Origin of the sequence: Paraburkholderia panacisoli (assembly GCF_008369935.1) — a bacterium.
Taxonomy (GTDB): Bacteria; Pseudomonadota; Gammaproteobacteria; order Burkholderiales; family Burkholderiaceae; genus Paraburkholderia; species Paraburkholderia panacisoli.
On sequence record NZ_VTUZ01000045.1, the window covers coordinates 33,639 to 48,843 of the forward strand.

A 15,205-nucleotide genomic window follows, 5' to 3' on the forward strand; every position below is an offset into this window, starting at 1 on the left:
CACGGGAAAGCGCACTGCGCCTTCCCGGTTCGTCTGTTCTTTATTTAGCGATCGACGCGCTCTTGAGACGGCCGAAAGCGCCTTCGACCAGCGCCTTCTGCTGCTCGTAGTGCTTCGCGTAGTAGCCGACTGCCGGCGAGGCCGAAGCCGGACGGCCGCTGTATGCCAGCTTCTGTCCTTCCTTCATGCCTTCCTTCAGGTGGTGCTCGATGTAGAACCACGGGCCCTGATTCTGCGGCTCGTCCTGCACCCAGACCACTTCGGTCGCGTTGTCGTACTTCTTCATTTCCGCTTCGAACTGCTTGTGCGCGAACGGATAGAGCTGTTCGATACGGATGATCGCGACGTCGTTCGACTTGGTTTCGCGGCGATGCGCCACCAGGTCGTAGTACACGCGGCCCGAGCAGGCCACCACGCGCTTGACCTTCTTCGCGTCGACCGCTTCGTCCACTTCGCCGATGATCGGCTGGAACGCGCCCTTCGCGAGTTCCGACAGATCCGACACGGCTTCCTTGTGACGCAGCAGCGACTTCGGCGTAGCGACGATCAGCGGCTTGCGGAACAGGCGGATCATCTGACGACGCAGCAGGTGGAAAATCTGCGCCGGCGTGGTCGGCTGAACGACCTGCATGTTGTGGTCTGCGCACAGTTGCAGGAAACGCTCGATACGCGCCGACGAGTGCTCCGGACCCTGACCTTCGTAGCCGTGCGGCAGCAGCATCGTGAGACCCGACACGCGGCCCCACTTCACTTCGCCCGACGAGATGAACTGGTCGATCACGACTTGCGCGCCGTTCACGAAGTCGCCGAACTGCGCTTCCCATGCGACGAACGTATTCGGTTCAGCGGTCGAGTAACCGTATTCGAAGCCCAGCACCGCTTCTTCCGACAGCACCGAGTCGATCACCGTGAACTTCGCCTGACCTTCGGCGATGTTCTGCAGCGGCACGTAGGTGCCGTCGTTCCAGCGCTCGCGGTTCTGATCGTGCAGCACCGCGTGACGGTGCGTGAACGTGCCGCGGCCCGAGTCCTGACCGGTCAGGCGCACGGCATAGCCGGACGCGACCAGCGACGCGAATGCCAGGTGTTCGCCCATGCCCCAGTCGAGCTTCGCTTCGCCACGGCCCATCGCGCGACGGTCGTTGATGACGCGCTCGACCAGCGGGTGAACCTTGAAGTTTTCCGGGATCGTGGTGATGCGTTCGGCGAGGCGCTTCAGTTCCGCGAGCGGCACGGCCGTGTCGGCTGCGTCGGTCCACTTGCGGTTCAGGAACGGCACCCAGTCCACCGCGTACTTGCTCTTGTAGTTCGAGAGCACCGGATCGATCGTGTGATGGCCTTCGTCCATTGCCTTGCGGTAGGCCTTGACGTATTCGTCCGCGTCGTCGGCCTTGATCACGCCCTGTTGCACCAGCTTTTCAGCGTACAGCGCGCGCGTGCCCGGGTGCTTCGCAATCGTCTTGTACATCAGCGGCTGCGTGACCGCCGGCGTGTCCTGCTCGTTGTGGCCCAGCTTGCGGAAGCAGACGATGTCGACGACGACGTCCTTGTGGAACTGCATCCGGAAGTCGATCGCCATCTGCGTAGCCAGAACGACCGCTTCGGGATCGTCACCGTTCACGTGCAGCACCGGCGCTTCGATCATCTTGACGACGTCCGAGCAGTACAACGTGGAGCGCGAGTCGCGCGGGTCCGACGTCGTGAAGCCGATCTGGTTGTTGATGACGATGTGCAGCGTGCCGTGCGTGCCGTAACCGCGCGTTTGCGCGAGGTTCAGCGTTTCCATCACGACGCCCTGGCCTGCGAAGGCCGCGTCGCCGTGGATCTGCACCGGCAGCACTTGCAGGCCGCTGTCGTCGCCGCGACGGTCCATCCGGGCCTTCGCCGAACCTTCAACCACCGGGTTGACGATTTCGAGGTGCGACGGGTTGAACGCGAGCGACAGGTGAACCGGGCCGCCGTCGGTCGAGACGTCCGACGAGAAACCCTTGTGGTACTTCACGTCGCCGGCCGGCAGATCATCGACGTGCTTGCCTTCGAATTCGGCGAACAGGTCGGCCGGCATCTTGCCGAGCGTATTGACCAGCACGTTCAGACGGCCACGGTGCGCCATCGCGATGACGATTTCCTGAACACCGCGCGCGCCACCATGACGCACGACTTCGTCCATCGACGCGATGAAGCTTTCGCCGCCTTCGAGCGAGAAGCGCTTCTGGCCGACGTACTTGGTGTGCAGGAAGCGCTCGAGGCCTTCAGCGGCCGTCAAGCGGTTCAGGATGTGCTTCTTCTTGTCGTTGCTGAAGTTCGGCGTCGAACGGATCGATTCGAGCCGTTCCTTCCACCAGCGCTTCTGTTCCGGATCGCTGATGTACATGTACTCGGCGCCGATCTGGCCGCAGTACGTGTCGCGCAATGCCTTGACGATCTCGCGCAGCGAGGCCTTCTCGAATCCGAAATACAGATTCGTGGCGCTGAACTCCTGGTCCATGTCGGCTTCGGTGAAGTCGTAGAACGCGGGTTCGAGTTCGGGGATGGCGGGACGTTCGCGACGCTTCAGAGGATCGAGATTGGCCCATTGCGAGCCGAGGAAACGATATGCGCCGATGAGAGACTGGACATAAACCTGCTTGCGGGCAGTCGCGAGATCTTCGCCGCCGGCAGCCGTGCGCGGGATGAAGGCGTTAGCCTTGGCCCGTTGTGCAAACGATTCGACGATCGGGCCATGGGCCACGTCGTTGGCATTGCTGCCGTCCGATGCAGGAACGTTCTGCAATGCGTCGAAATAGCTGCGCCAGTTCTCGGGCACTGACGCCGGATTATCGAGATACGCTTCGTACATTTCTTCTACGTACGGAGCATTGCCGCCGAACAAATAAGAGTTCGACTGGAATTGCTTCATCATTTTTACGCTCACCTTTCTTCGAGTTTCTCGAGAAATAGCGGGTTACAGAACCTTCCGCGACACGGCCTGACCGTTTAGCGGATTGCGCGAATCAAGTCTTGCTTGGAAGGACCTAAAACTTTGCACCCGGGGAGCATAGCACAGAACGAATAGTCCAGATAGCAGGCGAATTGCCGCTCGAGCCCGTCGCGACGGGCTTTCGCCGCTCTTTTCAGGTCTCGCAACACACTTCTGTGAAAAACGCGAATGAACCAATGACGAACCACGGGCGACGGCGCGCAACGTTCCCGAAGCCCAGAAACGGCAAAAGCCACCCGGAGGTGGCTTCTGCGTGGCTTCTGCTTGCAACGTACTGCCGCAGATCGCCGCGAACTACGTCAGGCCGCGGCCTGCTTAGTCCACCGCGCCCTTGCGGCTTGCGCTACGGCGCTCGTGTTCCTTCAGGTAACGCTTGCGCAGACGGATCGACTGCGGCGTGACTTCGACCAGCTCGTCGTCGTCGATGAACTCGACCGCGTATTCCAGCGACATCTGGATCGGCGGCACGAGCCGCACTGCTTCGTCGGTACCCGACGAACGCACGTTGGTCAGCTGCTTGCCCTTGATCGGGTTCACGACCAGGTCGTTGTCGCGGCTGTGGATGCCGATGATCATGCCTTCGTACAGCGGCTCACCCGGCGATACGAACATGCGGCCGCGATCCTGCAGCTTCCACAATGCGTACGCAACCGCCGCGCCGTCGTCTTGCGAAATCAGCACGCCGTTGCGGCGCTCGCCAACCGCGCCTTCCTTGACCGGCTGGTACGAGTCGAACGTGTGGCTCATCAGGCCCGTGCCGCGCGTGAGCGTCAGGAATTCCGACTGGAAGCCGATCAGGCCACGCGCCGAAATACGGTACTCGAGACGCGTGCGGCCACGACCGTCCGATGCCATGTCGAGCATTTCACCCTTGCGGCGGCCCAGCTCTTCCATCACGCCACCCTGGTGGCCGTCTTCCATGTCGACGGTCAGGTTTTCGTACGGCTCGTGCTTCACGCCGTCGACTTCCGTCATCACCACGCGCGGACGCGACACGGCCAGCTCGTAGCCTTCGCGGCGCATGTTTTCCACGAGAATGGTCAGGTGCAGCTCGCCACGGCCCGCCACTTCGAACGTGGTTTCGTCGCCGGTTTCCTTCACACGCAGCGCGACGTTGTGGTTCAGTTCCTTCATCAGGCGGTCGCGAATCTGACGGCTCGTGACGAACTTGCCTTCGCGGCCGGCCAGCGGCGACGAATTGACGAGGAAGTTCATCGTCAGCGTGGGTTCGTCGACGGTGATCATCGGCAGCGCGTCCGGCTGTTCCTGTGCGCAGATGGTCACGCCGATGCCGATTTCCTCAATGCCGTTGATCAGCACGATGTCGCCGGCTTCAGCCGAGTCGACCTGCACGCGCTCGAGGCCCTTGAACGACAGCACCTGGTTGATCTTGCGGTTCAGGATCGCGCCGTCCGGGCCCGAACGCACGGCGACGGCCATGCCCGGCTTGATGCGGCCGCGCGTGATGCGGCCCACGCCGATACGGCCGACGTACGACGAGTAGTCCAGCGAAGTGATCTGCAGTTGCAGCGGCGCATCCGGATCGGCCGGGCGCACCGGCACGTGCTGGAGCACGGCTTCGAACAGCGGGCGCATGTCGCCTTCGCGCACGTCCGGGGTCAAGCCGGCGTAGCCGTTCAGGCCCGACGCGTAGACGATCGGGAAGTCGAGCTGTTCGTCGGTTGCGCCCAGCTTGTCGAACAGGTCGAACGTCTGGTTGATCACCCAGTCGATTCGCGCGCCCGGACGGTCCACCTTGTTGATCACGACGATCGGCTTCAGGCCGAGCGCCAGCGCCTTCTTGGTCACGAAGCGCGTTTGCGGCATCGGGCCTTCGACGGCGTCGACCAGCAGCAGCACCGAGTCGACCATCGACAGCACGCGCTCCACTTCACCGCCGAAGTCGGCGTGGCCCGGGGTGTCGACGATGTTGATGTGGGTGCCTTCGTACTCGACCGCGCAGTTCTTCGAAAGGATCGTGATGCCACGCTCCTTTTCGATGTCGTTCGAGTCCATCACGCGCTCGGCGATCTGCTGGTTGTCACGGAACGTGGCGGTCTGACGGAGGAGCTGGTCGACGAGCGTAGTCTTGCCGTGGTCGACGTGGGCAATGATGGCGATGTTGCGTAGGGCGCGAGTCATAGGAAACCTGGAGACAGTTGGAGTGCGCCGCTTGCTTACCGCTTGCTTATGCCGGTTACGTTACTGATACCAACCACGACAAGCCCAAAGCGCACTTTTGGGAACCCAATATTGTAGCACGCGGGGATGAAGCTTTCTGGGTATTCCCTGATAGACCATGCGCCGCCGCTGTCGCAACGCGCTTGTCGCAGCCCGAATCCGCCCGGGTAGCCTACGGGAAATCGCGCCCTATTATCTGTCGAAATCGGAAAGATCCTTGCCTAAGCTGTAATAACGCTTGCCGCGTCAATCAACCGCGCCCTATAATCCTGCCTAGTCAACCATTGCATTCGCACGAGAATCATGCCGGAGCCGTCCTCTACCCCAACGTCGGATCCTCGCGAATATCAGTTAGGTGAAAGCGTCGGCTACCTGATCTCGCGAGTGAAATCGACCCTGTCGAATCTGGTCACGCAGCGGAGCATGGCCGAACTTGGCATCACCAGCCAGCAAGGTAGCATCCTGTTCATGGTGGCGAGCGGCAAGTGCCTGCTGGCCGCCGAACTGGCCCGTGAATATGGAATCGACGCGAGCGCGGTCACGCGCCTGATCGACCGGCTCGAGAAGCGCGGCCTGCTGACCCGGGTGCGCAGCAATGAAGACCGGCGCGTCGTGCGCCTCGCGCTGACACCGGAAGGCGACGCGATCGCAGCCAGGATGCCGGCGATTTTCAACGGCGTGCTGGATAGCCTGCTCGGCGGTTTCACGCCCGAGGAAGTGGGCTTCCTGAAGAGCATGCTGCGCCGCGTACTCGTCAATGCCGGCGAACAAACGGGACTAACCCGTGATGCAGCAAGCAATCTTGACAGCAAATCGTAAGAAATTGCTTGCTGCGTCCATCATTACATTCCACTCAAAGAGTCGAGCGATGAAACCCCTTTTCCTGTCCGCGCCCGCGCTTCCGAGCCGGGCCGCTGTCGCCGCCGCGGTGACGGCGCTCGCCCTCACGGGGTGCGCGAACTACATCGGCGTGAAGAGCGACAAGCAGATGTCCTCGCCGACTCAATACGAATCCACGCAGAGTCTGCCCGCCGAAGGCGGCCAATGGCCGTCGCTCGACTGGGCCAACCAGTTCGGTGACCCGCAACTGCCCAAGCTGATCGCCGAAGCGCTCGACGGCAGCCCGTCGATTGCGCAGGCGCAGGCGCGTCTCGCGAAGGCGTCCTCGTATATCGAGACTTCGCGCGCGGCGCTCTTCCCCAAGGTCGAGGCCAGCTATTCATGGACTCGCGAACTGTACTCCGCCAATGCGCTTTTCCCGCCTCCCTTTGGCGGCACCTGGTATAGCGAGAACAACGTGCTCGCGAGCGCGTCGTGGGATCTCGACCTGTGGGGCAAGAACCGTCAGCGCCTGGGCCAGGCCGTGTCGCAGGAAAGGGCCGCACAGGCCGACATGCAGCAGGCGCGCGTGACGCTCGCCGCGTCCGTGGCGAGCACCTACAACCAGCTCGCGCAGCTGTACGCGTTCCGTGAAATCGCCGAGCACGAAATCGCCAACCGCCAGGACGTCGGCCGCATCACCGACGGCCGCGTGACGGCCGGCCTCGACACCAACGTCGAGCGACAAACCGCGGCCGGCAACATCGCGACCAGCCAGTCGAACCTGACCGACCTCGACGGCCAGATCACCGTCGTGCGCTACCAGTTGGGCGCGCTGCTCGGCAAGGGTCCGGATCGTGGCCTGCAAATCGCCAAGCCGACGCTGACCGGCGGCGACAAGGTGGCGCTGCCGAACAATATTCCGGCCGACCTCGTCGCGCGGCGCGCGGATATCGTCGCTGCGCGCTGGCAGGTCGAAGCTGCGATGCACGACGTGAAGGAAGCGAAAGCGGAGTTCTTCCCGGACGTCAATCTCGCAGCCGGCTTCGGTTTCGACGCATTCGGCTGGGGCCGCTTCCTCACCGCGTCAAGCCGTCAGATCCAGTTCGGCCCGGCGATCCACCTGCCGATCTTCGACGCCGGCGCGCTGCGCTCGCAGTTGAAGGGCCGTTATGCCGACTTCGACCTGGACGTGGCGAACTACAACCAGACGCTGATCAACGCTCTCCAGGACGTCTCGACGCAAGTGGCGTCGATCCGTTCGATCGACCGGCAAGAGGGCGACGCACAACGCGCGCTCGACGCGTCGAGCAAGGCATATCAGCTGGCGGTGATCCGCTATAAGGCCGGCCTGTCGCCGCAGTTGCAGGTGCTGACCGCCGACGACAACCGCCTCGCCGCCGAACAGACGGTGACGAGCCTGAAGATGCGCCGCCGCAATCTGCAGATCGGCCTCATCAAGGCGCTGGGCGGCGGTTTCGACGCAACGCAGACCGGCCTCGTGGTGCCGACCGATGCCCCGGCATCGGCCCCCGCCGCGACTGCCGCTGTGAACTGAGCGCGCGCAGCGCGGCCCGATCGAACACACGCACGAACACCCGAATAAACGACGACGTTCAAGAGAATCCGGAGCACATCAATGAGCACCCCCCAGCAGCCCGCGGCTAACCCACAGCCGTCGCAACCGGCGAACAGCGGCAAACGCAAGCGCATGATGACACTACTCGTCATCGTGATCCTGATCGCGGCCGTCGCCTACGGCCTGTACTACTTCCTCGTCGCGCGCTTCCATGAAGATACCGACGACGCCTACGTGAGCGGCAACGTCGTGCAGATCACGCCGCAAGTCACGGGCACCGTGATCGCGGTGAACGCGGACGACACGCAAGTCGTCAAGGCGGGCGATCCGCTCGTCGTGCTCGATCCGGCCGACGCGCGCGTCGCGCTGGAACAGGCCGAGGCGAATCTCGCGCAAACGGTGCGCCAGGTGCGCGGCCTGTTCGCCGACGACAACCAGTACCAGGCGCAAGTCGAACTGCGTCAGTCCGATCTGTCGCGCGCTCAGGACGATCTGAAGCGCCGTCTGACGGTCGCGCAAACCGGCGCGGTGTCGCAGGAAGAAATCTCGCACGCCCGCGACGCAGTGAAGAGCGCGCAAGCCGCCGTCGACGCCGCCAAGCAGCAACTGGCGTCGAACCGCGCACTGACCGCCAACACCACGATCGCGAACCATCCGAACGTGCAGGCCGCCGCCGCGAAGGTCCGCGACGCGTACCTGAACCACGCGCGTAACGTCCTGCCGGCGCCCGTGACCGGCTACGTCGCCAAGCGCTCGGTGCAGGTCGGCCAGCGCGTGTCGCCGGGCACGCCGTTGATGGCGATCGTGCCGCTTCACGACGTGTGGGTCGATGCCAATTTCAAGGAAGTGCAACTCAAGCACATGCGCATCGGCCAGCCGGTGGACCTGACGGCCGATGTGTATGGTTCGTCGGTGCCGTATCACGGCAAGGTGGTCGGCTTCTCCGCAGGCACGGGTTCGGCGTTCTCGCTGCTGCCCGCGCAAAACGCGACCGGCAACTGGATCAAGGTGGTGCAACGTCTGCCGGTGCGTATCGCGCTCGACCCGCAGGACCTCGACAAACACCCGCTGCGCATCGGCCTGTCGATGCAAGCCGACGTGAACATCAAGGACGAGAACGGCGGTCAGCTCGGCCAGGCGCCGAACACGGCTTATCAGACCAACGTCTTCGACAAATACGGCGACGAAGCCGACGCGGAAATCGCTCGGATCATCGCGGAAAACGCGGGCCCGAACGGCGGCTCGCAGAAGTCGACGCAAGCTGGCGCGGCCAAGGCCGCCGCGAAGAGCTGATACGAGCCGAACGACGATTCATAGAAGGCTTCTTTAATGGCTCAGGCTCAGGCGCAAGCCCCTCATCCGCCGCTCGAGGGCGCGCAACTGGTGATCGGCACCATCGCGGTGTCGCTCGCCGTGTTCATGAACGTTTTGGACACGTCGATTGCGAACGTGTCGATCCCGTCGATTTCCGGCGACCTCGGCGTGTCAGCCGACCAGGGCACATGGGTGATCACCTCGTTCGCGGTCGCGAACGCGATCTCCGTGCCGCTGACCGGCTGGCTCACCGACCGCGTCGGCCAGGTGCGCCTGTTCATGGCGTCGATCGTGCTGTTCGTGATCTCGTCATGGATGTGCGGCCTCGCGCCGACGCTGCCGTTTCTGCTGGCTTCGCGTGTGCTGCAAGGCGCGGTGGCCGGTCCGATGATTCCGCTGTCGCAAACGCTGCTGCTCGCCAGCTATCCTCGCGCGAAGGCGCCGATGGCGTTATCGATGTGGGCGATGACCACGCTGATCGCACCCGTGGCCGGTCCGATTCTGGGCGGCTGGATCTCGGACAACATCTCGTGGCCATGGATTTTCTACGTCAACATCCCGGTCGGCGCGATCGCCGCCGTGGCGACGTGGATGATCTTCCGCAACCGCGACTCGGTGATCAGAAAAGCGCCGATCGACGGCGTCGGCCTCGGCCTGCTGATCGTCTGGGTCGGCTCGCTGCAGGTGATGCTCGACAAGGGCAAGGACCTCGACTGGTTCTCGTCGACGACCGTCGTCGTGCTGGCGCTGGTCGCGGTGATCGCGCTCGCGTTTTTCATCGTCTGGGAATTGACGGCCGAGCATCCGGTGGTGGACCTGTCGCTGTTTAGCCGGCGCAATTTCACCGGCGGCACCATCGCGTTGTCCGTGGGCTACGGGCTTTACTTCGGCAATCTTGTGTTGTTGCCGTTGTGGCTGCAAACCGATATCGGCTACACCGCGACCGAAGCCGGCCTGGTGATGGCGCCGGTCGGACTGTTCGCCGTGCTGCTGTCGCCGATCACGGGCAAGATCTTGCCGCGCACCGATCCGCGGTATATCGCGACGCTGTCGTTCCTCGTGTTCGCGCTGTGTTTCTGGATGCGCTCGCGTTATACGACGGGCGTCGACACATACTCGCTGCTGGTGCCCACCTTGATTCAGGGGATCGGCATGGCCGGGTTCTTCATCCCGCTCGTATCGATCACGTTGTCGGGGTTGCCGGGCAACCGGATTCCGGCGGCGTCGGGCTTGTCGAATTTCGTCCGGATCATGTGCGGCGGCATTGGCACCTCGGTCTTCCAGACCGCGTGGGATCACCGCACGATCATGCATCACGCACAACTGGCGGAGCAGGCCAATGCGTACAACCCGGTGTTCGAGCAATCGATCCGCCAGATGGGCGCGGCGGGGTTCAGTCAGCCGCAGGCATACGGTCTGTTCAATACGATGGCCACGCAGCAAGCCGCGCAGTTGGGCGTGAACGATCTGTTCTTTGTGTCGGCCGGCATTTTCGTCGCGCTGATCGCGCTGATCTGGGTCACACGGCCGGAACGCGCCGGTGGCGATGCGGGTGCGGCGGCGGCGGCTGCGCATTGAGGCACCGCTTCAGTCCGACGAACCGGGCGATATGAAAAAAGGCGGGACCGCTCGATAGCGGTCCCGCCTTTTTTTCATCGCGAGTGCCGAGGCTGAGGGCTCGCTGGCGCATGCGTGGCCGTGCTCGCACCTTTGCCTTGAGATCGATGCGAGCGATCTAGCTCGCCGTCGTCACCACCAGCCGTTCGGGCGCGAGCACGCCCTCGCCTTGTTTCGCGACACCCAGCAGGCGGCCTTGCCCGGCATACACCCTGACGCGCGGCGCATTCACGGCGTCGCCAGCAATGTCCAGTTCGGAGAGCTTCAGACGCTGGCCATGCAGGAAGCGGCGCGTCTGTTCTTCGTTCAACCGCACGAGCGGGAACGTCGACAGCAACGCGTCCACCGGTTGCAGCCACCCATCGCGCTCGCTCTCGTTTGCGTCGGACAGCGCGTCGAGCGTCACCGAATTCGCCAGCGTCAACGCGCCGACGCCGGTGCGCCGCAACGCGACCAGATGCGCGCCGCACCCCAGCGCTTCGCCGATATCCTCGGCCAGCGTGCGCACATACGTGCCCTTGCTGCACGTCACGCGAAACGTCACGTCCGGCAGCGCGCAGGCCAGCAAATCAAGCGCGTGAATCGTCACCTGACGCCCTTCCCGCTCGACCGTCTGGCCCGCGCGTGCGTATTCGTACAATGGTTTGCCGTCGCGCTTGAGCGCCGAATACATCGGCGGAACCTGAACGATATCGCCAAGGAACTGCGGCAAAACGGCCCGCACCGCCGCCTCGTCGCACGTCACGTCGCGCGTGACGAGCGCTTCGCCTTCGGCGTCGCCGGTGGTCGTGCGAATGCCCAGGCGCATAGTGGCCTCGTAGGTCTTGTCGGCTTCGAGCAGGTCTTGCGAAAACTTCGTGGCTTCGCCGAAACACAGCGGCAGCAGGCCGGTCGCCAACGGATCGAGGGTGCCGGTGTGGCCCGCCTTCTTTGCCAGATAGAGACGCTTTGCGCGAATCAGCGCGTCGTTGCTCGACAGGCCGAGCGGCTTGTCGAGTAGCAGCACGCCGTCGAGCGCGCGACGCGGCACGCGGGGGCGTTGAGGTGCGGTCATGTCAGAAAGGCGAGAGACGTCAATGAATACGGGAAACAGCACGGGACGCAGCGCAACTCGGCATCGCGTCAAGCGCCTCGGTTCGCGGCGCGCTTAGTCGTCTTTCGCGCGATTGGCGTTCGCCTCGTCGATCAGACGTGACATTTCGACCGCCCGCTCGATCGTTTTGTCGTAGTGGAAATGCAGCGTCGGCACCGTATGAATATGCAGCCGCTTGAACAACTGATTGTGCAGATGGCCGGCGGCGTGCGTGAGCGCGTCGAGCGTGTGCTGCGGGTCGCCGGTCAGCGTCGTGAAATAGACTTTCGCGTGCGCGTAGTCCGGCGTCAACTCGACGCTCTGAATCGTGACGATGCCGATGCGCGGGTCTTTGACCTCGCGCAGCAACTCGGACAGATCGCGCTGGATCTGATCGGCGATCTGCACGTTGCGATTGGGAGAAGAACGTTTCTTAGGCATGGTGTTGTGTGATCCGTGGTGACGGATGCAAAAAATTGTTCGCGCGGCCGGGGATCGTCATGCGGGCGGCCGGCAAGCGACGCGGTCGATCGGAACCTGACCGCAGACCTGCTCCGGGCGCCAAACCGCGGGCGCCAGACTGCGGGCGCGAACCGGTTGGCCCAAAAACAACGGGCGGAGCGGGCGTTGAAGCCCGCTCCGCCCGTTGAGCCGTGCCGCGTGACTTACAGCGAACGCGCGACTTCGGTGACCTCGAAGACTTCGAACTGATCGCCTTCGACGATATCGTTGAAGTTCTTGATCGACATACCGCACTCGAAGCCCTGACGGACTTCCTTCACGTCGTCCTTGAAGCGCTTGAGCGAATCGAGCTCGCCCGTGAAGATGACGACGTTGTTGCGCAGCACGCGCACCGACGACGAGCGCTTGACGAAGCCGTCCGTAACCATACAGCCGGCCACCGCGCCGATCTTCGGCACCTTGAAGACCTGGCGCACTTCGACCGTACCCGTCACGACTTCGCGCTTCTCCGGTGCCAGCATGCCCGACATCGCGGCCTTCACGTCATCCACTGCGTCGTAGATGATGTTGTAGTAGCGGATATCGACGCCGTTGGCTTCCGCCAGCTTTCGAGCCTGCGCATCCGCGCGGGTGTTGAAGCCGATGATGACCGCCTTCGAAGCCGTAGCCAGGTTGACGTCGGACTCGCTGATGCCACCCACGGCGCCGTGCACGATCTGCACACGCACTTCGTCGGTCGACAGCTTGAGCAGCGACTGCACCAAAGCTTCCTGCGAACCTTGCACGTCGGCCTTGACGATGAGCGGCATGTACTGCACTTCGCCTTCGCCCATCTGTTCCAGCATGTTCTCGAGCTTCGCGGCCTGTTGCTTGGCCAGCTTGACGTCGCGGAACTTGCCTTGACGGAACAACGCGACTTCACGCGCCTTGCGGTCGTCCGGCATGACGATAACTTCTTCACCGGCTTGCGGGACTTCCGACAGACCCTGGATTTCGACCGGGATCGACGGACCGGCGGACTTGGTCGGCTTGCCGGTTTCGTCGAGCATGGCTCGCACGCGACCGTAAGCGCTGCCTGCCAGCACCACGTCGCCGCGGTTCAGCGTGCCCGACTGGACCAGGATCGTTGCGACCGGACCCTTACCCTTGTCGAGCTTCGCTTCGATGACGAGACCCTTGGCCGGTGCGTCGACCGGTGCCTTCAGTTCCAGCACTTCGGCTTGCAGCAACACGTTTTCGAGCAGGTCGTCGATACCCGCGCCGGTCTTGGCCGACACCGACACGAACGGCGAATCGCCACCGTACTCTTCCGGCACGACGCCTTCCGCGACGAGTTCCTGCTTCACGCGCTCCGGATTCGCATCCGGCTTGTCGATCTTGTTGATCGCGACGACGAGCGGCACACCGCCTGCCTTCGCATGGGCGATCGCTTCCTTCGTCTGCGGCATCACGCCGTCGTCGGCGGCGACCACCAGAATCACGATGTCGGTTGCCTTCGCACCGCGGGCACGCATGGCCGTAAAGGCTTCGTGACCCGGCGTATCGAGGAACGTGATCACGCCACGCGGCGTTTCGACGTGGTAAGCGCCGATGTGCTGCGTAATGCCGCCCGCTTCGCCCGCTGCGACCTTCGCGCGGCGGATATAGTCGAGCAGCGAGGTCTTGCCGTGGTCGACGTGACCCATGACCGTGACGACCGGCGGACGCGGCAGTGCTTCCGCATCGGACGCTTCGCCTTCGACCAGCATGGCTTCCGGATCGTCCAGCTTGGCCGCAACCGCGTGATGGCCCAGTTCCTCGACGATGATCATCGCCGTTTCCTGGTCCAGCATCTGGTTGATCGTGACCATCTGGCCGAGCTTCATCATCGACTTGATGACTTCCGAAGCCTTCACCGCCATCTTGTGCGCCAGATCGGCGACGGTGATGGTTTCCGGCACGTGCACTTCACGCACGATCGGTTCGGTCGGCGCCTGGAACGTGGTGCTTTGATCCTGATGCTTGCCGCGACCCTTCGGGCCACCGCGCCAGCCACGATCGACACCGCCGCTCGTATCGCCGCGCGTCTTGATGCCGCGGCGCTTTGCTGCGTCGTCCTGCCAGCCGCCCTTGCCGCCGCCCGGCTTCTTCTTGTCGCCGGCGGACGGCGTGGTGGTAGCAGCCGGAGCCGCAGCAGCAGGCTTGCGGGCTGCCGCCGGACGCGCCGCTGCTTCACCAGCCGGACGTGCCGGCTTGTGCAGCGTGCCCTTGGCTTCCGCGGCCTTGGCCGGCTCGGCGGGCTTCGGTGCCGGTTCCGGCGCCTTCACCTGCGCCTTGCGCGGCGTACTCATCATTTCGCGAATGGCGCGCGCTTCGGCTTCCGCCGCCGCACGGCGCTTGGCGATCTCTTCCTGCTCGGCGCGCGCTTTCTCGGCGGCCTGACGCGCCGCGTCTTCGGCCTTCTTCGCGGCTTCGCGTTGCGCAGCACGTTCAGCCGCTGCGCGTTCGTCGTCCTGCTCGCTTTCCTTGGCGGTCACCGGCTCCGCTGCCTTGGCAGGCGCCGACTCGGCCTTCGCGGCCACCGGCTGCGCAGCTTGCACAGGCTGCTGGACCTTCTCGCGAGCTGCCGCCTCGGCCGCAGCCGCTGCGCGCTTTTTCGCGGCTTCTTCTTCCGCGCGACGGCGCTCGGCTTCAGCAGCCTGCTCACGCGCCTGACGCTCAGCTTCTTCGCGTTCGAGCTGTTCCTGGCGCGCCTTCAGCTCCTGAGCCTGCTTCTCGAGCAGTTCGGCTTCGTGGCGTGCTTCCTCTTCACGGCGCTGCAGTTCGAGGTCGTCGACCTCGGCGCCTTCAGCCGCATGATTCGATGCATCCCCGCCTTCAGCGGAGGTTTCGTCGCGGCGGACGAAAGTGCGCTTCTTACGCACCTCGACCTGAATGGTGCGAGCTTTGCCCGTCGCATCGGATTGCTTGATTTCCGATGTATGCCGGCGCGTCAGCGTGATCTTGCGCTTGTCGGCATCGTTCGAGCCATGCGACTTGCGCAAGTGGTCGAGCAGACGCGCCTTGTCCGCCTCGGACAGGTTGTCGTCTTCGCTCGCTTTCTGGACGCCCGCCGCCTGCAGCTGCTCGAGCAGCACGCCTGCAGGCATTTTCAGTTCCGCGGCAAATTGGGCTACGTTGTTACTCGCCATTCATTCCTCTT

The 15,205-nt window shown here is 63.7% G+C and carries 9 protein-coding genes; 4 read left to right on the plus strand and 5 right to left on the minus strand.

Annotation, left to right across the window (positions count from 1 at the left end):
• Positions 1–40: 40 nt before the first annotated feature.
• The gene (locus FVF58_RS40555; RefSeq protein WP_149675278.1) at positions 41–2,902 is read right to left on the minus strand and encodes a 2-oxoglutarate dehydrogenase E1 component; all 2,862 of its coding nucleotides are present in this window, start codon (positions 2,900–2,902) and stop codon (positions 41–43) included.
• Positions 2,903–3,295: 393 nt separating this feature from the next.
• Positions 3,296–5,122, minus strand: a complete 1,827-nt coding sequence (gene typA / locus FVF58_RS40560; protein WP_149675279.1) for a translational GTPase TypA — start codon at positions 5,120–5,122, stop codon at positions 3,296–3,298.
• A 342-nt stretch (positions 5,123–5,464) separates the two neighbouring features.
• Here typA and FVF58_RS40565 point away from each other — a divergent pair, with 342 nt between their 5' ends.
• From FVF58_RS40565 to FVF58_RS40580, 4 genes are all read left to right on the plus strand, one after another.
• Positions 5,465–5,980 carry a MarR family winged helix-turn-helix transcriptional regulator gene (locus tag FVF58_RS40565; protein WP_149675280.1) on the plus strand — a complete coding sequence of 172 codons (516 nt, stop codon included), beginning with the start codon at positions 5,465–5,467 and terminating at the stop codon, positions 5,978–5,980.
• Positions 5,981–6,029: 49 nt separating this feature from the next.
• On the plus strand, positions 6,030–7,538 hold the full coding sequence (locus FVF58_RS40570) for an efflux transporter outer membrane subunit (protein ID WP_149675281.1): 1,509 nt from the start codon (positions 6,030–6,032) through the stop codon (positions 7,536–7,538).
• Positions 7,539–7,619: 81 nt separating this feature from the next.
• The gene (locus tag FVF58_RS40575) at positions 7,620–8,852 is read left to right on the plus strand and encodes an EmrA/EmrK family multidrug efflux transporter periplasmic adaptor subunit (RefSeq protein WP_149675282.1); all 1,233 of its coding nucleotides are present in this window, start codon (positions 7,620–7,622) and stop codon (positions 8,850–8,852) included.
• A 36-nt stretch (positions 8,853–8,888) separates the two neighbouring features.
• On the plus strand, positions 8,889–10,451 hold the full coding sequence (locus tag FVF58_RS40580; RefSeq protein WP_149675283.1) for a DHA2 family efflux MFS transporter permease subunit: 1,563 nt from the start codon (positions 8,889–8,891) through the stop codon (positions 10,449–10,451).
• A 157-nt stretch (positions 10,452–10,608) separates the two neighbouring features.
• On the opposite strand, the gene truB is transcribed toward FVF58_RS40580, so the two are convergent.
• From truB to infB, 3 genes are all read right to left on the minus strand, one after another.
• Positions 10,609–11,544 carry a tRNA pseudouridine(55) synthase TruB gene (gene truB, locus FVF58_RS40585; protein ID WP_149675284.1) on the minus strand — a complete coding sequence of 312 codons (936 nt, stop codon included), beginning with the start codon at positions 11,542–11,544 and terminating at the stop codon, positions 10,609–10,611.
• A 93-nt stretch (positions 11,545–11,637) separates the two neighbouring features.
• On the minus strand, positions 11,638–12,003 hold the full coding sequence (gene rbfA / locus FVF58_RS40590) for a 30S ribosome-binding factor RbfA (protein ID WP_149675285.1): 366 nt from the start codon (positions 12,001–12,003) through the stop codon (positions 11,638–11,640).
• 224 nt (positions 12,004–12,227) lie between these two features.
• Positions 12,228–15,194, minus strand: a complete 2,967-nt coding sequence (infB, locus tag FVF58_RS40595; RefSeq protein ID WP_149675286.1) for a translation initiation factor IF-2 — start codon at positions 15,192–15,194, stop codon at positions 12,228–12,230.
• Between the last annotated feature and the right edge of the window lie 11 nt (positions 15,195–15,205).

Excerpts from the sequence above, each read along its gene's own strand:
- FVF58_RS40570 (WP_149675281.1), top strand. The coding sequence starts at position 6,030 with ATGAAACCCCTTTTCCTGTCCGCGCCCGCGCTTCCGAGCCGGGCCGCT.
- FVF58_RS40555 (WP_149675278.1), bottom strand. The coding sequence starts at position 2,902 with ATGATGAAGCAATTCCAGTCGAACTCTTATTTGTTCGGCGGCAATGCT.
- FVF58_RS40565 (WP_149675280.1), top strand. The coding sequence starts at position 5,465 with ATGCCGGAGCCGTCCTCTACCCCAACGTCGGATCCTCGCGAATATCAG.
- FVF58_RS40575 (WP_149675282.1), top strand. The coding sequence starts at position 7,620 with ATGAGCACCCCCCAGCAGCCCGCGGCTAACCCACAGCCGTCGCAACCG.
- truB (WP_149675284.1), bottom strand. The coding sequence starts at position 11,544 with ATGACCGCACCTCAACGCCCCCGCGTGCCGCGTCGCGCGCTCGACGGC.
- rbfA (WP_149675285.1), bottom strand. The coding sequence starts at position 12,003 with ATGCCTAAGAAACGTTCTTCTCCCAATCGCAACGTGCAGATCGCCGAT.
- FVF58_RS40580 (WP_149675283.1), top strand. The coding sequence starts at position 8,889 with ATGGCTCAGGCTCAGGCGCAAGCCCCTCATCCGCCGCTCGAGGGCGCG.
- infB (WP_149675286.1), bottom strand. The coding sequence starts at position 15,194 with ATGGCGAGTAACAACGTAGCCCAATTTGCCGCGGAACTGAAAATGCCT.
- typA (WP_149675279.1), bottom strand. The coding sequence starts at position 5,122 with ATGACTCGCGCCCTACGCAACATCGCCATCATTGCCCACGTCGACCAC.